This is a genomic window from Blastococcus xanthinilyticus (assembly GCF_008124835.1).
Taxonomy (GTDB): domain Bacteria; phylum Actinomycetota; class Actinomycetes; order Mycobacteriales; family Geodermatophilaceae; genus Blastococcus; species Blastococcus xanthinilyticus.
Genome location: NZ_VNHW01000011.1, coordinates 147,025 through 167,430 on the forward strand (window position 1 = coordinate 147,025; position 20,406 = coordinate 167,430).

Sequence of the window (20,406 nt, forward strand, 5' to 3'; positions counted from 1 at the left end):
ATGAGCCGACCCCGCCCGCTGGTCCCGCGCGGTGATCCCGCCGACACCGTCCGCGTGGTGGGCGAGTTCGAGGTCATCGCCCGGGTGCTGGCCCGGTCGGGCACCGCGGCGGCGGCCGAGGTCGGGCCCGGGGACGACGCGGCGGTGCTGCGCACCCCGGACCAGCGCGTCGTCGTCACCACCGACGTCCTGGTCGAGGGCCGGCACTTCCGGCGGGACTGGTCCTCGGCGGAGGACGTCGGGCACAAGGCGGCCGCGGCCAACCTCGCCGACGTGGCGGCGATGGGCGGGCGGACGACCGCGCTGGTCGTGGGGCTGGCCTGCCCGGCGGACACCCCCACGAGCTGGCTGGAGGGCGTCGCCACCGGGCTGGCCGAGGAGTGCGCCCCGCTGGGCGCGGCGGTCGTGGGCGGGGACACCGTGGCCGCGGCGCCGGACAGCGCCGCCGTCGTCCTGTCGGTGACCGCCCTGGGCGATCTGGGCGGGCGGGCGCCGGTGCAGCGTTCCGGCGCCCGGCCCGGTCACGTCATCGCCCTCGCCGGGCGGCTCGGCTGGTCGGCCGCGGGGCTGGCGGTGCTGCGCCGGGGCTTCACCAGCCCGCTCGCGGTGGTGGCGGCGCACCGCCGGCCGACCCCGCCGTACGCCGCCGGCCCGGCGGCGGCCGACGCCGGGGCGAGCGCGATGTGCGACGTCAGCGACGGCCTCGTGGCCGACGCCGGGCACATCGCACGGGCCAGCGGCGTCGTGCTGGACTTCGACCGCGCGGCGCTGGTGCGCGCGTGCCTGGAGCCGGTGGGGCCCCTGCAGCAGGTCGGGTCGGCCCTCGGGATCGATCCGATGGCGTGGGTGCTCAGCGGCGGCGAGGACCACGCCCTGCTGGCCACGTTCCCGAAGAAGGCGATCCTGCCCGAGGGCTGGGTGGCGGTGGGCACGGTGCGCCCGGGGAACCGGGGGGCCGGTGTCCGCGTCGGCGGCGAGGCCGCGGAGGAGGCGCTGCGCGGCGTCGGGGCGGAGAGGGCGGGGCATGTGCACTTCGGGTGAGCGGCTGCTGCGGGACGGGACGGGAGTCCGGCTGCGGCCGGTGCCCTACGACGACCCGGTCGCGCAGGCCATGGTCGAGGCGGTGCAGCAGGAGTACGTCACCCGGTACGGCGGCCGCGACGCGGCCGTCGTCGACCCGGCGGAGTTCCGGCCCCCGGCCGGCCTCTTCCTGGTGGCCGAGGTCGACGGCGTGCCGGCCGGCTGCGGGGCGTGGCGGGTGTACCCGCCCGGCGGCGTGGAGATCAAGCGGGTGTACGTGGCGCCGGGCTTCCGCCGGCGCGGGCTGGCCCAGGTGCTCATGGCCGAGCTGGAGTCCTCGGCCGCGCGGGCGGGCCACGGGTCGGTGGTGTTGAACACCGGGCAGAAGCAGCCCGAGGCGGTCGCCCTCTACCGGGAGCTGGGCTACCTCCCCGTCGCGGGGTACGGCGTCTACGCCTGCTCGCCGGACGCCGTCTTCCTGGGCAAGGATCTGCTCCCGCCGGCGGAGGAGGAGGCGACATGGGCATCGTGACCGTCTCGGCGTCCTACGGCGCCGGGGGAGCCGAGATCGCCCCGGCCGTCGCGCAGCGGCTGGGGCTGCCGTTCCACGACCGGGCGATCCCGGCGCGGGTCGCCGGCCGGCTCGGCGTGCCGGTGGCGGAGGCGGAGGCGAACGACGAGACGGTCGTGCGCGGGCTGTGGCGGCTGGTGGCCTCGCTGGGCACCATGCCCGATCCGGTGGGCGGGGTGGTCCCCGGTGCACCCCTGCCGGACGCCCGGGCCTACCGGGAGCAGACCGAGCGGGTGCTGGCGGAGATCGCCGGGGGTGACGGCGGCGTCGTGCTCGGCCGGGCCGCGGCGATCGTGCTGCGCGACCGGTCCGACGCGCTGCACGTCCGGCTCGACGGCTCGCGGGAGCGGCGGCTCGCCGCGGCGGTGGCCCGCTCGGGGCGGCCGCGGGAGGAGGTGGCGCGCGAGATGGCGGCGAACGACCGCGGCCGGGAGGCCTACGTGCGGCACTTCTACCGCTGCGATCCGGCGTCGGCCGCCCACTACCACCTGGTGGTGGACGGCACGGAGCTGCCGGTGGAGACGGTCGTCGACCTGGTGGTGACGGCGGCCCGCGGGCGGGGCATCGGCCGGTGATCTCCCCGCGACCGGCGAGGGGCCCGGACGCCGGGGTGCTGCACGCCCTGCGGGAGCAGCGGGCGCGCTGGATGACCGACGCCGGCATCCGGCAGTGGCGGCCCGGCGAGGTGGGCGTCGGGGAGGTCGAGGCGCAGGTCGCCGCAGGTGAGTGGCACGTCCTGGAGGCCGGTGACCGGCTCGTCGCCGGCCTGCGGCTGCTGTGGTCCGACGCCGTCGTCTGGGGCGACGTGCCCGGCGACGCCGCGTACGTGCACGGCCTCGTGGTCGACCCGGCGCACGCCGGCGCCGGGATCGGGGCCGCGCTGCTGGCCTGGGCGGCCGCGACGGCGGCCGGCGCGGGGCGCTCCCGCCTGCGGCTGGACTGCGTCGAGAGCAACCCCCGGCTGCGCCGGTACTACCGCGACCGGGGGTTCACCGAGGTGGGCCGGCGGGTGTTCGACTCCGGCTGGGACCCGGTCGTGCTGCTGGAGAAGGGCCTCGGGAAGGGCGCTGCGGCGTCCTGACCGGTGGCGGCACCCGCTCGGGTCAGGGGCGGCCCTGCGTCGGGAGGGTCATGATCTCGGCGCCGTCGTCGGTGATGGCGATCGTGTGCTCGCTGTGCGCCGTCCGGCAGCCCGTCGCACTACGCAGGGTCCAGCCGTCGGGGTCGGTGACCAGCCGGGCGGTGTCGGCCATGACCCAGGGCTCCAGCGCGAGCAGCAGCCCGGGGCGCAGCCGGTACCCCCGCCCGGGCCGCCCGGTGTTCGGGACGTGCGGGTCCTGGTGCATGGTCGATCCGACGCCGTGCCCGCCGAACTCGGTGTTGATCGGGTACCCGGCTGCGGTGAGCACCGAGCCGATCGCGGCGGAGACGTCACCGAGGCGGGTGCCCGGGCCGGCGGCGGCGATCCCCGCCCGCAGCGCCTCCTCGGTCGCGGCGATCATCGCGGCGTCCTCCGGGGGCGCGGCGCCGCCCACGACGAAGCTGACGGCCGAGTCGGCGACGATCCCACCCAGGGAGACGGCGAGGTCGAGCGAGAGCAGGTCGCCCTCGGCGAGCGCGTAGTCGTGCGGCAGCCCGTGCAGCACGGCGTCGTTGACCGACGTGCAGATGTAGTGGCCGAACGGCCCGCGGCCGAAGGACGGGGCGTAGTCGACGTAGCAGGACTGCGCGCCGGCCTCGCGGATCATGTCCTGGGCCCACCGGTCGATGTCGAGCAGGTTCGTGCCGACGGCGCTGCGGCCCTTCAGGGTCTGCAGGATGTCGGCGACCAGGGCGCCGGTGGCCCTCGCCCGTGGGAGGTCGGTGGGGTCCAGGATCTCGATCATGGGGGTCTTCCTGTGCGCGGGTGCGATAACTATCCCGGCCAGCCTATCCCGGTATTAGAATCCGGCCATGGTCAGGTTGCCCCTCACTCCCGCGGAGGTCGAGCGCGGGCAGCGCCTCGGGGCCGTGCTGCGGCGCGCCCGCGGGGAGCGCTCGATGCTCGGGACCGCGCTGGACGCCGGGATCTCGCCCGAGACCCTGCGCAAGATCGAGTCCGGCCGGGTCGCCACCCCCGCGTTCCCGACGGTCGCGGCGATCGCCGACGTCCTCGGTCTCTCCCTCGACGTGGTCTGGGCCGAGATCAGCCGACCGGGGGCCGGCGCCGGGGGCGACGCGCGGCTCGCCTCCTAGGTCCCGGCCCCGCTGCCAGCGGTGCCGGGCGCACGAAGAACCCCGGAGGTCGATGACCTCCGGGGTTCTCGATGCTTCGGTCGGCCCCCTGGCGGGGGCCCGTGCTCAGGCGCGGACGACCTTGCCGGCGCGGATGCACGAGGTGCACGCGTTGATCCGGCGACGGTTGCCGGGGGCGATCAGCGCCCGCACGGACTGGATGTTCGGGTTCCAACGGCGCGGCGTGCGGCGGTGCGAGTGCGACACCGACATACCGAAACCGGGGCCCTTGCCACAGACATCGCAGTTGGCAGCCACGGTTGATCACTCCCAGAAAAATCGTTCACAGACGGCGGGGCCAGGTGGCACCCGCGACAAGACCGTCGACCACTCTAACCGTTCCCGGGCCGGGACGTCGCGGCGCCCTGCCCCCGGCGTCCCGATCGGTGGCTTCCCGCGCTCGGCGACCGGACCTGTCGGCACGGGTGGGTAGCCTCCACCCGTGCTGCAGGCGCTGGACGACGCCGCGGTCGGTCAGTGGTGCCGGGCCGCGGTCGAGGCGCTGTCCGACTCCCGGGGCCGGCTCGACGACCTCAACGTCTTCCCCGTCCCCGACGGCGACACCGGCACCAACCTCCTGCACACCGCCGAGGGGGCGCTCGCCGCGCTGGACTCGGCCGGTCCGGCGGAGCCCGCCTGGGTGGTGATGGCGCGCGGCGCCGTGCTCGCCGCCCGCGGCAACTCCGGCACCATCCTCGCCCAGCTGCTGCGCGGCCTGGCCGACCAGCTGGCGCACCAGCCCCCCGCCGACGGCCCGACCGTCGCCGCCGCGCTGCGCAAGGCCGCCGAGAGCGCCTACACGGCGGTCGCCGACCCGGAGGAGGGCACGTTCCTCACCGTCGCCCGCGCGAGCGGTGAGGCAGCCGTCGCGGCGGTCGACGAGGGCCGCACGGCCCTCGGGGACGTCGTCCTGGCCGCCGCCGACGGCGCCCGGGCCGCGCTCGACCGGACCCCCGGCCAGCTGGCCGCGCTGCGGGCCGCCGGCGTCGTCGACGCCGGCGGCGCCGGCCTGTGCCTGGTGCTGGACGCGCTGGTGCGGACCGTCACCGGGGTGAGACCGGTCCGCCCGGCGCTCTCCGTCCCGCACCGGCACCGGCACGACGCCGGGAGCGCCCCGCACCAGCCGCCACCGGGTCCGGGCAGCGAGGTGCAGTACCTGCTCGCCGACGCCGACGAGACCGCGGTCGCCCGGCTGCACGAGCGCCTCGCCGCGCTGGGCGACAGCCTGGTCGTCGTCGGCGTCGACACCCCGACCGGCCGGGAGTGGAACGTGCACGTGCACGTGTCCGACGTCGGCGCGGCCATCGAGGCCGGCGTCGAGGCGGGCCGCCCGCACCGCATCACCGTCACCCCGCTGGCGCCGGTGCCGCCGCCGGAGCCGGTCCCCGGGCTGCGCGCCGTGGTCGCGGCGGTGCAGAGCGAGGGGCTGGCCGAGCTGTTCCGCGCCGAGGGCGTGCGGGTCGTCGTCTGCGGTGCCGACGGCATCACCGAGGACGGCCTCCTGGAGGAGGTCGTGGCCTGCGGCGCGCAGGAGGTCGTCGTCCTGCCCAACGACGCCGCGCTGCTGCCGGTCGCCGCGCGCGCGGCCACCCGGGCCCGCGAGGCCGGCCGGGAGATCGGCGTCGTGCCCACCCGCTCGCCGGTGCAGGGGCTGGCCGCGGTCGCGGTCGCCGACCCCGGGCGGCGCTTCGGTGACGACGTCATCGCCATGGCCGAGGCGGCCGCGGCGACCCGCTGGGCCGAGGTGACCGTCGCCGACCAGGAGGCGCTCACCTCCGCCGGCCGCTGCCACCCCGGTGACGTGCTCGGCTCGGCGGAGGGCGACGTCGTCGTCATCGGCGCCGAGCTCGCCGCGGTCGCCTGCGACCTGCTCGACCGGCTGCTCTCCGCGGGCGGGGAGATGGCCACGCTGGTCGCCGGCCCCGACGAGGAGCTCGGCGACACCGTCTGCCGGCACCTCGCCTCGGTCCACCCGACCATCGAGGTGGTCCGCTACGGCGGCGGCCCGAGCTCGCTGCCCCTGCAGATCGGGGTGGAGTGAGGTGGCCGTCACCCTCGAGACGCCGCTGTCCCGGGTGCTGGGGCCCAAGACGGCGACCGGCATGGCCGAGCAGCTCGGCCTGCACACCGTGCGGCACCTCCTGCGGCACTACCCGCGCCGCTACGCCCGCCGCGGGGAGCAGGCCGACCTCGCCGACGTCCAGGTCGGTGACCGGGTCACCGTCCTCGCCCAGGTCCGCAGCGTCACGACCCGGCCCATGCGCAACCGCCGGGGCAGCCTGACCGAGGTCGTGGTGGGCGACGGCAGCGGCCGGATGAAGCTGGTCTTCTTCAACCACCGCCACGCGTCGCTCGCGGTGAACTCGTGGGGCATGTTCGCCGGCACGGTGGGCGAGTACCGCGGGGAGAAGCAGTTCGCCCATCCCGACATGCACCTGCTCGACGCCTCCGACGACGACACCGACTGGGCGCGCGCCCTCGTGCCGATCTACCCGGCGAGCAAGGACGTCTCCAGCTGGGTGATCCAGAAGTCGGTCAAGCTGCTGCTGGGGGCCGGGGGCGGGCTCGGCGAGCTGGTCGAGGACCCGCTGCCCGAGGAGATCCGGGCCCGCCTCGGTCTCCTGCCGCTCGCCTCCGCGCTGCTGGACATCCACCGCCCGACCACGACCGAGGACGTCGAGCGGGCCGCGCACCGGCTGAAGTGGGACGAGGCGCTGGTCCTTCAGCTCACCCTCGCCGCCCGCCGCCGGGCGGCCGCCCTCGAGCCGGGCACCGCGCGCCCCCGTCGGGCCGGCGGGCTGCTCGACGCCGTCGACACCGCCCTGCCCTTCGCCCTCACCGAGGGCCAGCGGGAGGTGGGGGAGGAGCTGGCCGCCGAGCTCGACCGCGACCAGCCGATGCACCGGCTGCTGCAGGGCGAGGTCGGCTCGGGCAAGACCGTCGTCGCGCTGCGGGCGATGGCCCAGGTGGTCGACGCCGGCGGCCAGGCCGCCCTGCTCGCGCCCACCGAGGTGCTGGCCGCCCAGCACGCCCGCGGCATCCGCGCCCTGCTGGGCCCGCTCGGCCGCGCCGGCGAGCTCGACGGCGACGCCGCCGGCACCCGCGTCACGCTGCTCACCGGCTCGCTCAAGGCCGCGGCGAAGCGGCAGGCGCTGGCAGAGGTCGCCGACGGCAGCGCCGGCATCGTGATCGGCACCCACGCGCTGCTGCAGGAGGGCGTGGACTTCGCCGACCTGGGGCTGGTCGTCGTCGACGAGCAGCACCGGTTCGGGGTGGAGCAGCGCGACGCCCTGCGTGCCAAGGGCAGCCGCCCGCCGCACGTCCTCGTCATGACCGCCACCCCGATCCCGCGGACCGTGGCCATGACCGTCTACGGCGACCTGGAGATCTCCACGCTGCGGCAGCTGCCCAGCGGGCGCGGCGGCGTGACCAGCTCGGTGGTGCCGGTGGTGGAGAAGCCGGGCTGGCTCGACCGCGCGTGGGAACGGCTCCGCGAGGAGGTCGCCGCCGGCCGGCAGGCCTACGTCGTCTGCCCGCGGATCGGCGACGTCACCGGCGCCGACGACGAGCCCGAGGACGCCGACGGCGCCCCGCCCGACGACGACGGCCGCAGCGACCGCCGGCCGCCGCTGGCGGTGCTGGACGTCGCCGAGGCCCTCCGCGGCGGTCCGCTGGCCGGCCTGCGGCTCGACGTGCTGCACGGCCGGATGTCCCCGGACGAGAAGGACGGCGTCATGCGCGCCTTCGCCGCGGGGGAGACCGACGTGCTGGTCGCCACCACCGTCGTGGAGGTCGGCGTCGACGTCCCCAACGCCACGGTGATGGTGGTCATGGACGCCGACCGGTTCGGCGTCAGCCAGCTGCACCAGCTGCGCGGCCGGGTCGCCCGTGGGAAGCACGCCGGGCTGTGCCTGCTCGTGACCGAGGCCCCGTCGGGGTCGCCCACGGGGCAGCGGCTGGCCGCCGTCGCGTCGACGTCCGACGGCTTCGAGCTCGCCCGGCTGGACCTCGAGACCCGCCGCGAGGGTGACGTCCTCGGCGCCGCGCAGTCCGGCCGCCGCTCGGGCATCCGGCTGCTCTCCCTCCTGGCGGACGAGGAGCTCATCGCCCAGGCCCGGGCCGAGGCGACCGCCCTGCTCGGCACCGACCGCGGGCTGGCCGACCACCCCGGCCTGGCCGCGGAGGTCGCCGCCCTGGCCAGCGACGAGCGCGCCGAGTGGCTGGAGAAGGCGTGACGAGGGTGATCGCGGGGTCGGCGGGTGGCCGGCGGCTCCAGGTCCCACCCGCCGGGGTCCGCCCCACCGGCGACAAGGCGCGGGGCGGGCTGTTCAACTCCCTCGGATCGCTCGTCGACCTCGAGGGCGCGGCGGTGCTCGACCTCTACGCGGGCTCCGGGGCGCTGGGCCTGGAGGCGCTCTCCCGCGGCGCCTCGGACGTGGTGTTCGTGGAGTCCGGCCCGCGCGTGCTGCCGGTGCTGAGGGCCAACCTGGCCGCCGTCGGCCTGCCGGGGGGCAGGGTGGTCGCGGGCTCCGTGCCGGCCGTGGTCGCCGGCCCGGCCCCCCGGGCCTTCGACGTCGTGCTGGCCGATCCGCCCTACGCGGTGCCGGCGGAGGAGGTGCGGGAGCTGCTCCGCGCCCTGGTCGCGGGCGAGTGGCTCGTCCCCGGGGGCGTCGTCGTGGTCGAGCGCTCCAGCCGGGAACGGGAGTGGGACTGGCCGACACCCCTGGAAGGACTGCGCGAACGGCGCTACGGCGAGGCGGTGCTCCGGTACGGTCGGCGTCCGTGAGACGCGCCGTCTGCCCAGGTTCCTTCGACCCGGTGACCAACGGGCACGTCGACGTCATCACCCGGGCCGCCGCGCTGTACGACGAGCTGGTCGTCGCCGTGCTGGTCAACCCCGGCAAGGCCGGGTTCTTCCCGGTCGAGGAGCGCATGGAGCTGCTGCGCGAATCCGTCGCCGACCTGCCGAACGTCACCGTCGACAGCTTCCAGGGCCTGCTGGTCGACTACTGCCGCGCCCACGACGTGCCGGTCATCGTCAAGGGACTCCGGGCGGTCAGCGACTTCGAGTACGAGCTGCAGATGGCCCAGATGAACCGGGAGCTCGCCGGGATCGAGACGCTGTTCGTGCCCACGGCGCCGCAGGTCGGGCACCTGTCCTCCAGCCTGGTCAAGCAGATCGCCACCTTCGGCGGCGACGTCTCCCGGCTGGTCCCGAAGGTCGTGCACGACCGGCTGGCCGAGCACGCCCGGCGAGGCGGCAAGTGACCCGGCCACCCCGCGGCGGACCGCCCCGGGGATCCACGACCGAGGTCGTCTACCGCCTGTACGAGACGGTCGACGAGCTGACGACGGTCATCGAGAACGCCCGCAGCGTGCCGATGTCCAGCTCCTGCATGGTGCCCCGCGACCACGTCCTCGACCTCCTGGACGACCTGCGCGAGTCGCTGCCCGAGGACGTGCAGGCGGCCGGGGCGATCGTCGAGCAGCGCACCGAGATCCTCCAGCAGGCCCAGGCGGAGGCCGAGCGGCTCACCGGGCGCACGCGGGGGGAGAGCGAGCAGCTGCTCGCCCAGGCCCGCCGGCAGCGCGAGGAGATCCTCGGCACCGCCCGCCGGCAGCGCGACGAGCTGCTGGCCCAGGCGCAGGCCGAGGCCGAGCAGATCATCGTCGACGCCGAGGCGGAGGCCGAGGCGCTCGTCGCCGAGGGCCGCCAGCACCGGGCCGCGCTGATCGCCGAGGGGCAGGCCGAGCACGAGCGGCTGATCACCGAGACCGAGGTCTACCGCACCGCCGTCGACCGCGCGGACGAGCTGGGCGCGCAGTCGCACGCCGACGCCACCCGGATGCGGGCGGAGGTCGACGAGTACGTGGACAGCCGCCTGGCCGAGTTCGGCGGCACCCTGGAGCGGATGCTGCGCTCGGTCGACAAGGCCCGCACCGCCCTCCGCGAGCCTTAGCAGGCCCGCCCGTCCGCAAGCTCACAGCCGGACCCTGAAAGGGTCCGCGGGGATCGGGTAGGCTCGTCCACTGGTCCGACCGACGGCTGACGCCCGGTCGTCCACCCCTCCCGCTCCCGACCGCGAGTACCGACATGCCTGCCGCTTTCCCGAACCGCCCCGGCGCCCAGTCCCGCGAGGACCGGCGTCCCGCCGCCAACCCCTGGAAGTACGACCTGCGGGAGCTCGGCCGGCGCGCGGGGGCCATGCAGGAGCTCGACCGCACCGCCCCGGCGCCCGCGGGCTGGGGCCTGGAGCTCATCCGGGTCCCGGAGAAGGCCGAGGTCCACCTCCGGCTGCGGCTGGAGTCAGTCATGGAGGGCGTCCTGGTCACCGGCGATCTCGACGTCCCCGTCGTCGGCTCCTGCGCGCGCTGCCTCGAGCCGATCGAGGACACCCTCTCCCTCGACGTCCAGGAGCTGTACGCCTACGCGGGCAGCACCACGGAGGCCACGAGCGAGGAGGACGAGGTGCGCCGGCTCGAGGGCGACTTCCTCGACCTGGAGCCGCTCGCCCGCGACACCATCGTCCTGAGCCTCCCGCTCTCGCCGGTCTGCTCCGAGGACTGCGCCGGCCTGTGCGTCGACTGCGGCCAGCGGATCGACGATCTGCCGGCCGACCACACCCACGAGGTGACCGACCCCCGGTGGGCCGCCCTCGCGGACCGTTTCGCTTCCTCGCCGGGCACCCCCGGCGAATCCACCACCCCAGAGGAGAACTGATCGTGGCCGTTCCGAAGCGGAAGATGTCGCGCGCCAACACCCGCATGCGCCGGTCGCAGTGGAAGGCCACCGCGCCGACCCTGTCGCCGTGTCCGAACCGCGCCTGCGGCGAGCTCAAGCCCCCGCACCAGGCGTGCCCGACCTGCGGCCAGTACGACGGCCGCCAGGTCCTCTCGGTCTGATCTCCCGCACCGCCATGGGGACGACGGCCGCCGGAACGCATCCTGCGCAGGATGCGGCCGACGGCCGCGCCCCGGGCGACGTGCCGCACCCCGGTGGTGCGGCGCACGCCGAGCGGGCCACCGCCTGGCTGCACGACGCCCTCGGCGTCGAGCTGCCGGAGGGTCTGCTCGGCCTGGTGCTGACCCACCGCTCGTTCGCGTACGAGAACGGCGGGCTCCCGACCAACGAGCGCCTGGAGTTCCTGGGCGACTCGGTGCTCGGGCTGGTCGTCACCGACGAGCTCTACCGCAGCCAGCCGGACCTCCCCGAGGGCCAGCTGGCCAAGCTGCGTGCCTCGGTGGTCAACATGACCTCGCTGGCCTCCGTCGCCCGGCGCCTGGGGGACGGCGGCCTCGGCCCGCACCTGCTGCTGGGCCGGGGCGAGGAGACGACCGGCGGCCGCGAGAAGGACTCGATCCTCGCCGACGCGCTCGAGGCGCTGATCGGCGCGATCCACCTCGGCTGCGGGCTGGACACCGCGTCCGCGGTCGTCCACCGGCTCTTCGACCCGCTGCTGGTCGAGTCCGCCACCCGGGGCGCCGGGCTGGACTGGAAGACCAGCCTGCAGGAGCTCGGGGCCGCCCAGGGGCTCGGGGCGCCGGTCTACCAGGTGGCCGACGAGGGCCCCGACCACGCCAAGACGTTCACCGCCGAGGTGCTGCTCGCGGGCATCCCGCGCGGTACCGGGACGGGACGGACGAAGAAGGCCGCCGAGCAGGAGGCCGCCGAGGCCGCCTGGCGGGCCCTGTCGGAGGAGTAGGACCGTGCCGGAGCTGCCCGAGGTCGAGGTGGTGCGGCGGGGGCTGGAGCAGTGGGTCGCCGGCCGCACCGTCGCCACCGTCGAGGTGCACCACCCCCGCGCCGTCCGCCGGCACCTCGAGGGCGCCGACCACTTCGTCCGGGAGCTGACCGGCCGCACGCTGGTCGCCGCGCGCCGGCGGGGCAAGTACCTGTGGCTCCCGCTGGCCGAGTCCGACGGCACGCCGTCGGACCGCGCGCTCGTGGCCCACCTCGGGATGAGCGGTCAGCTGCTCGTCGAGAAGCGCTCCGCCCCGGACGAGACGCACCTGCGGGCACGCGTCACCTTCACCGACGGCGGCCGCGAGCTGCGCTTCGTCGACCAGCGCACCTTCGGGGGGCTGGCGGTCGAGGACAGCGCGGGGGAGGAGATCCCCCCGCGGCTGGCGCACATCGCCATCGACCCGCTCGACGACGCCTTCGACGTCGACGCCTTCGCGGCGGCGCTCCGCCGTCGCCGGACCGAGGTGAAGCGGGCGCTGCTGGACCAGACGCTGATCGGCGGGGTGGGCAACATCTACGCCGACGAGTCGCTGTGGCGGGCCCGGCTGCACGGTGCCCGCCCCACCGACAAGCTGACCCGGGCGCAGGTGGTGGAGCTGCTCGACGGGGTCCGCGACGTGCTCGGGGAGAGCCTGGCGCAGGGCGGCACCTCGTTCGACTCCCTCTACGTCGACGTCAACGGGCAGAGCGGCTACTTCTCCCGGCACCTGGCCGTCTACGGGCAAGGCGACCGGCCGTGCCCCCGCTGCGGGACGCCGATCCGCCGGGAGTCGTTCATGAACCGCTCGAGCTACAGCTGCCCCACCTGCCAACCACGTCCGCGGGCGAAGCGGCGCTGACCGGCGTTCCCCCGACGTGACGAAGCCGACATCACCCGGACACAGCATCCCCGGGCGGCCGCCGTTGACCTGCGGATCAGCGGGTGTCACCCTGGAATCACCCAGCCGCGCCGACCGTTTCCCGGGGCGCCGGCTCATCCCTCTCGCAGTCGAAAGGCCGTCGCAGCCATGGCCAAGGCCCTGTTCGGTTCGGTCGTCAGCCCCGTGGAGCTCCGGGTGGTCGAGGAGAACGCCGTCCTGCGGGCCAAGGTCCGCCGGCTCGAGGCCGAGCTCGCCGAGCTGCGCGCCCAGCGCGACGCGGCGATCGCCCACGAGCTGCTCTCGCTGGCCGGCGACAACGTCGAGCCCGCCCTCGCCTAGCGGTTCTGCCCCAAGGCCGCCCGCCCCTGCGCGGGCCGCCGGACCGGCCGGCTTCCTGTCACATCCGCACCAGCGGTCCCGCAGGGCACCTGACCAGGCCCGATCGCGGCTAGAGTCTTCGTACCGTGCACCTGTCGAGCCTCACGCTGAAGGGTTTCAAGTCCTTCGCGTCCGCCACCACGCTGCGGCTCGAGCCCGGGATCACCGCCGTCGTCGGCCCCAACGGGTCGGGCAAGTCCAACGTCGTCGACGCCATCTCCTGGGTTCTCGGCGAGCAGGGCGCGAAGAGCCTGCGCGGCGGCAAGATGGAGGACGTCATCTTCGCCGGCACCGCCGGCCGCCCCGCCCTCGGCCGCGCCGAGGTCACCCTCACGATCGACAACTCCGACGGCGCGTTGCCGATCGAGTACACCGAGGTGTCGATCACTCGCCGCATGTACCGCTCCGGGGAGAGCGAGTACGAGATCAACGGCGACAAGGTCCGGCTCCTCGACGTCCAGGAACTGCTCAGCGACTCCGGCATCGGCCGCGAGATGCACGTCATCGTCGGCCAAGGGCAGCTGGACGCCGTCCTCTCCGGCCGCCCGGAGGACCGCCGCGCCTTCATCGAGGAGGCCGCCGGCGTCCTCAAGCACCGCAAGCGCAAGGAGAAGGCCCTCCGCAAGCTCGACGGGATGCAGGCCAACCTCGACCGGCTGGCCGACCTCACCGCCGAGCTGCGCCGCCAGCTCAAGCCGCTGGGCCGGCAGGCCGAGGTGGCCCGCCGCGCGGCCGGTGTCCAGGCCGATCTCCGGGACGCCCGGCTGAGGCTGCTCGCCGACGACCTGGTCCAGCTCCGCGACGCCCTCGACCGCGACGTCGCCGACGAGACCGCTGCCCGGCAGCGGCGCACCGTCGTCGAGCGGGAGCTGGCGGGGGTGTCCCGCCGGGAGGGCGCGCTGGAGAGCCGGCTGGCCGAGACCGCGCCGCAGCTGCAGCTGGCGTCCGACACCTGGTACCGGCTCTCCGCCCTCGGTGAGCGGTTCCGCAGCGTCGCCCAGCTGGCGGCCGAGCGGCACCGGCACCTGTCGGCCCCCGCCGCGGCCGCGGCGCCGGGGCGGGACCCGGAGCAGCTGGACGCCGAGGCCGACCGGGTCGCGGCCACGGAGGCGGAGCTCGCCGACGGGCTGGCGGCCGAGCGGGACCGGCTGGGCCGGGTCGTCGCCGCCCGCACCGAGCTCGAGCGCGCGCTCGCCGACGCGGAGAAGGCCTGGGTCGCGGCCGCGCGGGCGCTGGCCGACCGGCGGGAGAGCCTGGCCCGGCTCTCCGGCGAGGTGGCCGCGGCGCGCTCCCGGGCGGGTGCCGGCCAGGCGGAGATCGAGCGGCTCGCCCTCGCCGCCGCGGAGGCCGCCGACCGCGCCGAGGTGGCCGCCGACCGGCTGGCCGACCGCCGCGGCCAGGTGGCGGAGCAGGAGGACACCGACGTCGCGCTCGTCGCGGCGCACGAGGACGCCGTCGCGGCGCACGCGGCGGTCGCCCGGCGGGTCGCCGAGCTGGCCGAGGCCGAGCGCGCCGCCGAGCGCGACCGCGCGTCGTGGCAGGCCCGGCGGGACGCCCTCGCCCTCGGGCTGACCCCCGCCGACGGCGCGGCCGCCGTGCTCGGCGGGGACCTCGCCGGGGTGCTCGGGCCGCTGACCGAGCAGCTCACCGTCGCTCCCGGCGACGAGGTGGCGGTCGCCGCCGCCCTCGGTGGCATGGCCGACGCCGTCGTCGTCTCAGGGGTGGCCGAGGCCGCCGCCGCGCTGGCCCACCTGACGCGCACCGAGGGCGGCCGCGCCGGTCTCCTCGTCACCGGGGGCTTGCCGCCCGTGCCGCGCGACGGGTGGCCCGAGCTGCCCGCGGGCGCGCGCTGGGCGCTGGACGCGGTGGAGGCTCCCGAGCCGCTGCGGCCGGCGCTGGCCCGGGCGCTGGAGCGGGTCGCCCTCGTGCCCGACCTGGACGCCGCGGTCGCGCTGGTGCGCGTGCACCCCCGGGTGCGCGCCGTCACCGCCACCGGCGACCTGCTGGGCGCCGACTGGGCGGTAGGCGGGCAGTCCGACGCCCCGTCCAACCTGGAGATGCGGGCCCGCGTCGACGAGGCGGCGGCCGAGCTGGACGCCGCCACCGTGCACGCGGCCCGGCTCGCCGAGGAGCTGAGCGAGGCGCGGCGCACCGCCGAGGAGCGTTCCGTCGACGTCGACGCCGCGCTCGCCGCCCGGCAGGTCGCGGACCGGAGCCGCTCCGCCGAGGCGACCGCGCTCGCCGAGCTGGGGGCCGCCGCCCGGTCGGCGACCGCCGAGGCCGAGCGGCACGCCGCCGCCCGGGTGCGCGCCGAGGAGTCCCTGGAGCGGGCGCTCACCGCGCTGACCACCCTGGAGGCGCGGCTCACCGAGGCCCAGGCGGCCCCGCTGGAGGACGAGCCGCCCACCGAGGAGCGCGACCGGCTGCGTGCCGAGGTGGCCGCGGCCCGGCAGGGCGAGACCGAGGCGCGGCTGGCCGTGCGGACGGCGGAGGAGCGGGCCCGCGCGCTCCAGGGCCGCGCCGAGTCGCTGCGCCGTCAGGCCCGGCAGGAGCGGGCCGCGCGCGAGCGCGCCGCCGCGGCCCGGGCCGCCCGGGAGCGCGGGGCGGCCGTCGCCGCCGCCGTGCGGGCGGACGCGGAGGCCGCCGGGGTGGCGCTGCAGACGTCGCTGACCCGCGCCGGCGCCGAGCGCGACGCCCTGGCCGCGTCGCGGAACTCGTCCGAGGCGGAGCTGCTGGAGGTGCGGAGCCGGGTGCGGGCGGCCACCGCGGAGCTGGACCGGCTCACCGACGAGGTGCACCGCGACGAGGTAGCGCGCACCGAGCAGCGGTACCGCATCGAGACGCTGGAGACCCGCGCTGCCGAGGAGTTCGGCGTCGACCTGCCCACGCTGGTGGCCGAGTACGGCCCCGCGGCGGCCGTGCCGCCGTCGCCGCAGCAGCTGGCCGAGGCCGAGGCCGCCGGGCAGCCGGCGCCCGAGCCGACGCCCTACGAGCGGGCGGCGCAGGAGCGCCGGGTGGCCCGGGCCGAGCGCGATCTCGCCACGCTGGGCAAGGTGAACCCGCTGGCGCTGGAGGAGTTCGCGGCACTGGAGGAGCGGCACACGTTCCTGGCCACCCAGCTGGAGGACCTCAAGAACACCCGCCGGGACCTGCTCACCGTCGTCCGCGAGGTCGACGGCCGGATCCACGACGTCTTCGCCGCCGCGTTCGCCGACGTGGCCCGGGAGTTCGAGCAGGTGTTCGCCACCCTGTTCCCGGGCGGCTCCGGCCGGCTGGTGCTCACCGACCCCGAGAACATGCTCACCACCGGCGTGGAGGTCGAGGCCCGGCCGCCGGGCAAGAAGGTCAAGCGGCTGTCCCTGCTGTCCGGCGGCGAGCGCTCGCTGACCGCCGTCGCGATGCTGGTGGCGATCTTCCGCGCCCGGCCCTCGCCGTTCTACGTGCTCGACGAGGTCGAGGCGGCGCTGGACGACGTCAACCTCGGCCGGCTGCTGGTCCTGGTGGAGCAGCTGCGGTCGACGTCCCAGCTGATCATCATCACGCACCAGAAGCGGACGATGGAGATCGCCGACGCCCTCTACGGCGTGAGCATGCGCGGCGACGGCATCACCGGCGTGATCAGCCAGCGGCTCCGCGAGCTCGAGACCGCCTGACGCCCCCCCCCCCGGGCATAGGAAGCTCTACCTACGGATCGGGGCCCGCATCCGTAGGTAGAGCTTCCTATGCCTAGACGCCGCTGCGGACCTCGAGGTCGACGACGACCGGCAGGTGGTCGGAGGCGCCCTCGGCGTCGAGCACGTAGGCCCCCGCCACGGCGACGCCGGAGGAGACCCACACCTGGTCGATCCGGCGGTGCGGGGAGCGCGCCGGGTGGGTCATGCCGGCGTCGCTCTGCCAGAACCGCCAGCCGGCCTGGTCGTCGCGGGCTCGGGCGAGCTGCCAGGCGTCGGTGAACCGCTGGCGCAGCGCGTCGAGCTCGGGGGCGTCGGGCGTGCTGTTGAAGTCGCCGACCAGGACGCCGGTCTCCATCGCGTCGGTGTGCAGGCCGGCCAGCGAGCCCACCTGGGCGGCGCGCTCCTCCGCCGACCGGGTGGTGAGGTGCGTGCCGGTCACCCACAGCGCGCCGCCGTCGAGCTCCACCATGGTGCGCAGCGCGCTGCGCGGCTCGCCGGTGCCGGGCAGCGGGTGCACGTCGCTGATCAGGATCGGCAGCCGCGACAGGAGCGCGTTGCCGTACTGCCGGCGCGGCTCGCCCTCGCCGGCGCCGTCCACCGGGCCCCGGTCGATCGCCGGCCCCCACGCCAGCTGCATGTCCAGCGCGCGGGAGAGCAGCAGCGCCTGGTCGACGTCCTCGCTGCGCTCCCCGAAGCGGCGGTCGACCTCCTGCAGGCAGATGATGTCGGCGTCGACCGACGCCAGCAGGGTGGCGAGGCGGGGGAGGTCGTGCCGGTCGTCGTCGCCGACGCCGTGGTGGGTGTTGAAGGTGACCAGCCGCACGGGGATGGGTGGCTGGTCGGGGCCCGGGGCCGGCTTGGTCACCGGACCACCCTCTCAGGCCTCGGACAGCGGCATGTCCAGGACCTGCAGCAGGCGGCCGTCGTGGACGCCGTCCTTCCCGCTCACGGAGAGCACGAAGCGCGCCTCCCGGCCCTCGAGCACGAGCTCGCCCACCTGGTTGCCGAAGTAGGGGCCGGCCTGCTTCTCCCACTCCAGCGACGCGGGCACCGCGCCGACCAGGCGGGCCAGCCGCTCGGTGAGCCGCCGCGCGCGCCGGCTCCAGCCGATCCGGAAGGCGACCTGGATGGGGTGCGGCGCCTGGTTGTGCAGCGGTGACACGGTCAGCTGGTGCACCCGCGACTCCAGCCCGCCGGGGCGCACCACCTCGGCGGCGTAGGCGTGGTGGACGTCGCCGGACACGACCAGCGTGGTGGCCGGGGCGCGACCGTGCTCACCGCGCGCGACGGCCAGGACGGCGCGCCCGAGCCGGTCGAAGGAGTGCCCGAAGGCGGCCCAGTGCTCGAGGTCGGAGGCCTGGCGCAGAGCCTCGGCCAGCCGCCCCCGCCACCGGCCGTGGTGGCGGCGGTTGAGCGTGGCGTTCCACCGCTCCAGCGAGTCGACGGCGTGCGGGAGGAGCCACGGCAGGGAGGTGCCGAGGATCAGGTGCTCGACGCCCTCCTCGGCGGCCCGGCGCATCGCGGCCTCGACCCACTCGAACTCGGCGTCGTCGAGCATCCGCCGGTCGCTCTCCTCGAGCACCCGGCCGGCGCGGCTGTCGATCATGACCAGCCGGGCGTCGCCCCAGTGCCGGACGAAGCTCCAGCGCACGCTCGCCGGGTCGGCGTCGGCCCGCGCGGCCATCTCCCGCAGCAGGGGCTCGGCGTCCGCCGGCGTGCCCGGTGAGGCGTCCACCAGGTCCTGGATGGCCCGCCACACCTTGTTCTCGGCCAGCTCCTGGGGGCTCAGGTTGCCGAGGTGCTGGTAGATCCAGTAGCTGACCAGGCCGCCGGTGATCCGGCCGGCCCACCAGTCGGTGCCGCTCATCCGCTCGCGCCAGGCGGCCGAGGTGTTCCAGTCGTCGATCATCTCGTGGTCGTCGAAGATCATCGAGGACGGGATGGTCGACAGCAGCCACCGCACCTGCGGGTCCTGCCAGGACTCCACGTAGAGCCGGGTGTACTCCTCGAAGTCGGCCACCTGGTCCTCCGGAGCGCGCCGGTGCAGCGCCTGGTCGCGGCGGCGGGCCAGCCAGCCGCGGGTCTGCGTCGTCAACTCGTCGGCGTAGACCTGGTCGCCGAGCAGCACCAGCGCGTCCGGCCAGCGGTCCTCGGGCTGGGCGGCCAGCCGCTGGGCGTAGAGGTCGAGCGCGTCCGGCGGGATGCCCTCGGACTCCTCGACGGTGTAGGGGCTGGCGTACCGGCAGGAGCCGAAGGCCAGCCGGAACGCCCCGGCACCGCCGGGGGTGCGGATCCGGCTGGGCGGGAAGGCGGAGTCCTCCGGGGGCCACACCTGCGCCCCGTCGAGGCGCACCTCGTAGGGCGTGGTGCTGCCGGGCTCGAGGCCCTCCACGACGACGAGCGCGAAGTGGTGGCCGCCCACGCAGAAGGTGCGGGTGCGGCGCCCCAGCACGTCGACCTCGCACGGCCGGTCGGTCTCGACCCAAACGGTCGCCGACACCGGGTCGACGTGCCGCAGGAGGGGCCCGAGCACGAGGGCGGGGGCGCTGGCGGCGGGATGCGGCATGGGAACAGCCTGGCCTACGAACCTGTGCGGCCGCAGTCGGCGTCCCGGCGGACTCCTTCCCGCGCGGGCTGGGAGACTCGGGGCCATGGAATTCGTGCTGATCGCCCTCGCGATCCTGGTCGTCGCACTGATCCTCGGAGTCAGCCTCCTCGTCGGCCGCGGCCGGAAGACGACGCGGCTCGACGACGACGCCGCCAGCGGCACGACGCTCACCCGGCCACGACCCCCGGCGCCCCCGGTCCAGCAGCCGCGCCCCACCGGCGCCACCGCCTCGGGGCTCGGGCTGCCGCCGGTCGACCAGACCGACGCCGGGGTGCCCGAGGCGCCGCCGGCCGTCGACCTGCCCCCGGCCCGGCCGGAGCCGGGCCTGGTCTTCGACACCCCGCTGCCGTCGGCCGGGCGGCTGGTGCGGCTGCGCTCCCGCCTGGCCCGGTCGCAGTCCTCGCTCGGTCGCGGTCTGCTCACCGTGCTCGCCCGCGAGCAGCTCACCGAGGACGACTGGGAGGAGATCGAGGAGACCCTGCTGGCCGCCGACGTCGGCGTCGCGGCGACGACCCGGATCGTCGAGCGGCTGCGCACCCAGTCGTTGGTGCTGGCCACCGCCTCCGGCGCCGAACTGCGGGAGCTGCTGGTCCGCGAGCTCACCGCCGTCCTCGGGCCCGACCTCGACCGCACCCTCGGCACCGCCCGGCACGAGGGCCGGCCGGGCGTGGTGCTCGTCGTCGGCGTGAACGGCGCGGGGAAGACCACCACCGTCGGCAAGATCGCCCGCGTGCTCGTGGGCGACGGCAAGAGCGTGATCCTCGGCGCGGCCGACACCTTCCGGGCCGCGGCCGCCGACCAGCTGGAGACGTGGGGCGAGCGGGTGGGGGTGCTGACCGTCCGCGGGCGCGAGGGCGGTGACCCCGCGGCGGTCGCGTTCGAGGCCGTGCGCACCGGCGTCGAGGCCGAGGTGGACACCGTCGTCATCGACACCGCCGGGCGGCTGCACACCAAGTCCGGGCTCATGGACGAGCTGGGCAAGGTCAAGCGCGTGGTGGAGAAGCAGTCCCCGGTCACCGAGGTGCTGCTCGTGCTCGACGCCACCACGGGGCAGAACGGCGTCGTCCAGGCCCGGGTGTTCACCGAGGCGGTCGAGGTGACCGGTGTCGTGCTCACCAAGCTCGACGGCACCGCCAAGGGCGGCATCGTGGTGCGGGTCCAGCAGGAGCTCGGCATCCCGGTGAAGCTGGTCGGCCTGGGGGAGGGCCCCGACGACCTCGCGCCCTTCGAGCCCCGCGCCTTCGCCGAGGGGCTCGTCGGCGAGGTCTGAGGCGGCC

Annotated in this window: 21 protein-coding genes; 17 read left to right on the forward strand and 4 right to left on the reverse strand. The window is 76.1% G+C overall.

What is annotated here, in order from left to right; translation table 11 throughout:
* From BD833_RS16975 to BD833_RS16990, 4 genes are read left to right on the forward strand one after another with little or no spacing between them, the layout of a single operon-like run.
* Nucleotides 1–1,041 carry a thiamine-phosphate kinase gene (locus BD833_RS16975; RefSeq protein ID WP_166534320.1) on the forward strand — a complete coding sequence of 347 codons (1,041 nt, stop codon included), beginning with the start codon at nucleotides 1–3 and terminating at the stop codon, nucleotides 1,039–1,041.
* Nucleotides 1,025–1,552: a GNAT family N-acetyltransferase gene (locus tag BD833_RS16980; protein ID WP_166534321.1), complete on the forward strand. Its 528-nt coding sequence runs from the start codon at nucleotides 1,025–1,027 to the stop codon at nucleotides 1,550–1,552. The genes BD833_RS16975 and BD833_RS16980 overlap by 17 nt, the downstream gene beginning before the upstream one ends.
* A complete protein-coding gene (locus BD833_RS16985) occupies nucleotides 1,540–2,166 on the forward strand; it encodes a cytidylate kinase-like family protein (protein ID WP_166534322.1) in 627 nt (208 codons plus the stop codon). The genes BD833_RS16980 and BD833_RS16985 overlap by 13 nt, the downstream gene beginning before the upstream one ends.
* Nucleotides 2,163–2,672, forward strand: coding sequence for a GNAT family N-acetyltransferase (locus BD833_RS16990; RefSeq protein WP_208092727.1), 510 nt, complete (start codon nucleotides 2,163–2,165; stop codon nucleotides 2,670–2,672). The genes BD833_RS16985 and BD833_RS16990 overlap by 4 nt, the downstream gene beginning before the upstream one ends.
* 22 nt (nucleotides 2,673–2,694) lie before the next feature.
* On the opposite strand, the gene map is transcribed toward BD833_RS16990, so the two are convergent.
* Entirely contained in the window at nucleotides 2,695–3,477 is a 783-nt protein-coding gene (gene map, locus BD833_RS16995) for a type I methionyl aminopeptidase (protein WP_166534323.1), read from the reverse strand.
* Between the two features lie 67 nt (nucleotides 3,478–3,544).
* Here map and BD833_RS17000 point away from each other — a divergent pair, with 67 nt between their 5' ends.
* Complete coding sequence (locus BD833_RS17000) at nucleotides 3,545–3,826, forward strand: helix-turn-helix transcriptional regulator (protein WP_166534324.1); 282 nt, start codon at nucleotides 3,545–3,547, stop codon at nucleotides 3,824–3,826.
* Nucleotides 3,827–3,931: 105 nt separating this feature from the next.
* On the opposite strand, the gene rpmB is transcribed toward BD833_RS17000, so the two are convergent.
* Nucleotides 3,932–4,123: a 50S ribosomal protein L28 gene (gene rpmB / locus BD833_RS17005; protein WP_104523111.1), complete on the reverse strand. Its 192-nt coding sequence runs from the start codon at nucleotides 4,121–4,123 to the stop codon at nucleotides 3,932–3,934.
* Nucleotides 4,124–4,307: 184 nt separating this feature from the next.
* Between rpmB and BD833_RS17010 the strand changes: the two genes are divergently transcribed.
* The 11 genes from BD833_RS17010 (at nucleotide 4,308) to smc (ending at nucleotide 16,500) form a co-directional block, all read left to right on the forward strand.
* Nucleotides 4,308–5,906, forward strand: coding sequence for a DAK2 domain-containing protein (locus BD833_RS17010; protein ID WP_166534325.1), 1,599 nt, complete (start codon nucleotides 4,308–4,310; stop codon nucleotides 5,904–5,906).
* Nucleotide 5,907: 1 nt separating this feature from the next.
* Nucleotides 5,908–8,100 (forward strand): ATP-dependent DNA helicase RecG, encoded by a 2,193-nt coding sequence (gene recG / locus BD833_RS17015; protein ID WP_166534326.1) that lies wholly within the window; start codon nucleotides 5,908–5,910, stop codon nucleotides 8,098–8,100.
* Nucleotides 8,097–8,651, forward strand: coding sequence for a 16S rRNA (guanine(966)-N(2))-methyltransferase RsmD (gene rsmD / locus BD833_RS17020; protein WP_166534327.1), 555 nt, complete (start codon nucleotides 8,097–8,099; stop codon nucleotides 8,649–8,651). Before recG ends, rsmD begins: the two co-directional genes overlap by 4 nt.
* Entirely contained in the window at nucleotides 8,648–9,133 is a 486-nt protein-coding gene (gene coaD / locus BD833_RS17025; RefSeq protein WP_166534328.1) for a pantetheine-phosphate adenylyltransferase, read from the forward strand. Before rsmD ends, coaD begins: the two co-directional genes overlap by 4 nt.
* On the forward strand, nucleotides 9,130–9,825 hold the full coding sequence (locus tag BD833_RS17030; RefSeq protein WP_166534329.1) for an SPFH domain-containing protein: 696 nt from the start codon (nucleotides 9,130–9,132) through the stop codon (nucleotides 9,823–9,825). Before coaD ends, BD833_RS17030 begins: the two co-directional genes overlap by 4 nt.
* A 134-nt stretch (nucleotides 9,826–9,959) precedes the next feature.
* Nucleotides 9,960–10,586 (forward strand): YceD family protein, encoded by a 627-nt coding sequence (locus BD833_RS17035; RefSeq protein WP_243737742.1) that lies wholly within the window; start codon nucleotides 9,960–9,962, stop codon nucleotides 10,584–10,586.
* Between the two features lie 2 nt (nucleotides 10,587–10,588).
* Entirely contained in the window at nucleotides 10,589–10,768 is a 180-nt protein-coding gene (gene rpmF, locus BD833_RS17040; RefSeq protein ID WP_014377519.1) for a 50S ribosomal protein L32, read from the forward strand.
* Between the two features lie 14 nt (nucleotides 10,769–10,782).
* Nucleotides 10,783–11,568 (forward strand): ribonuclease III, encoded by a 786-nt coding sequence (gene rnc / locus BD833_RS17045; RefSeq protein ID WP_166534330.1) that lies wholly within the window; start codon nucleotides 10,783–10,785, stop codon nucleotides 11,566–11,568.
* A gap of 4 nt (nucleotides 11,569–11,572) precedes the next feature.
* A complete protein-coding gene (mutM, locus tag BD833_RS17050; protein WP_166534331.1) occupies nucleotides 11,573–12,448 on the forward strand; it encodes a bifunctional DNA-formamidopyrimidine glycosylase/DNA-(apurinic or apyrimidinic site) lyase in 876 nt (291 codons plus the stop codon).
* Between the two features lie 168 nt (nucleotides 12,449–12,616).
* Nucleotides 12,617–12,808 carry a hypothetical protein gene (locus BD833_RS17055; protein ID WP_166534332.1) on the forward strand — a complete coding sequence of 64 codons (192 nt, stop codon included), beginning with the start codon at nucleotides 12,617–12,619 and terminating at the stop codon, nucleotides 12,806–12,808.
* Nucleotides 12,809–12,933: 125 nt separating this feature from the next.
* Nucleotides 12,934–16,500: a chromosome segregation protein SMC gene (gene smc, locus BD833_RS17060; protein ID WP_166534333.1), complete on the forward strand. Its 3,567-nt coding sequence runs from the start codon at nucleotides 12,934–12,936 to the stop codon at nucleotides 16,498–16,500.
* A 73-nt stretch (nucleotides 16,501–16,573) separates the two neighbouring features.
* Here the strand turns inward: smc and BD833_RS17065 are convergent, their stop codons facing one another.
* Together BD833_RS17065 and BD833_RS17070 are read right to left on the reverse strand one after the other, a co-directional pair.
* Nucleotides 16,574–17,386: an endonuclease/exonuclease/phosphatase family protein gene (locus tag BD833_RS17065; RefSeq protein ID WP_166534334.1), complete on the reverse strand. Its 813-nt coding sequence runs from the start codon at nucleotides 17,384–17,386 to the stop codon at nucleotides 16,574–16,576.
* A 12-nt stretch (nucleotides 17,387–17,398) separates the two neighbouring features.
* Nucleotides 17,399–19,087, reverse strand: a complete 1,689-nt coding sequence (locus BD833_RS17070; protein WP_166534335.1) for an alkaline phosphatase D family protein — start codon at nucleotides 19,085–19,087, stop codon at nucleotides 17,399–17,401.
* An 85-nt stretch (nucleotides 19,088–19,172) separates the two neighbouring features.
* Here BD833_RS17070 and ftsY point away from each other — a divergent pair, with 85 nt between their 5' ends.
* Nucleotides 19,173–20,399 carry a signal recognition particle-docking protein FtsY gene (gene ftsY / locus BD833_RS17075; RefSeq protein ID WP_166534336.1) on the forward strand — a complete coding sequence of 409 codons (1,227 nt, stop codon included), beginning with the start codon at nucleotides 19,173–19,175 and terminating at the stop codon, nucleotides 20,397–20,399.
* The last annotated feature ends 7 nt before the right edge of the window (nucleotides 20,400–20,406 follow it).

Excerpts from the sequence above, each read along its gene's own strand:
- BD833_RS17055 (WP_166534332.1), top strand. The coding sequence starts at position 12,617 with ATGGCCAAGGCCCTGTTCGGTTCGGTCGTCAGCCCCGTGGAGCTCCGG.
- rnc (WP_166534330.1), top strand. The coding sequence starts at position 10,783 with ATGGGGACGACGGCCGCCGGAACGCATCCTGCGCAGGATGCGGCCGAC.
- BD833_RS17035 (WP_243737742.1), top strand. The coding sequence starts at position 9,960 with ATGCCTGCCGCTTTCCCGAACCGCCCCGGCGCCCAGTCCCGCGAGGAC.
- BD833_RS16975 (WP_166534320.1), top strand. The coding sequence starts at position 1 with ATGAGCCGACCCCGCCCGCTGGTCCCGCGCGGTGATCCCGCCGACACC.
- map (WP_166534323.1), bottom strand. The coding sequence starts at position 3,477 with ATGATCGAGATCCTGGACCCCACCGACCTCCCACGGGCGAGGGCCACC.
- BD833_RS17000 (WP_166534324.1), top strand. The coding sequence starts at position 3,545 with ATGGTCAGGTTGCCCCTCACTCCCGCGGAGGTCGAGCGCGGGCAGCGC.
- BD833_RS16980 (WP_166534321.1), top strand. The coding sequence starts at position 1,025 with ATGTGCACTTCGGGTGAGCGGCTGCTGCGGGACGGGACGGGAGTCCGG.
- ftsY (WP_166534336.1), top strand. The coding sequence starts at position 19,173 with ATGGAATTCGTGCTGATCGCCCTCGCGATCCTGGTCGTCGCACTGATC.
- BD833_RS16985 (WP_166534322.1), top strand. The coding sequence starts at position 1,540 with ATGGGCATCGTGACCGTCTCGGCGTCCTACGGCGCCGGGGGAGCCGAG.
- BD833_RS17070 (WP_166534335.1), bottom strand. The coding sequence starts at position 19,087 with ATGCCGCATCCCGCCGCCAGCGCCCCCGCCCTCGTGCTCGGGCCCCTC.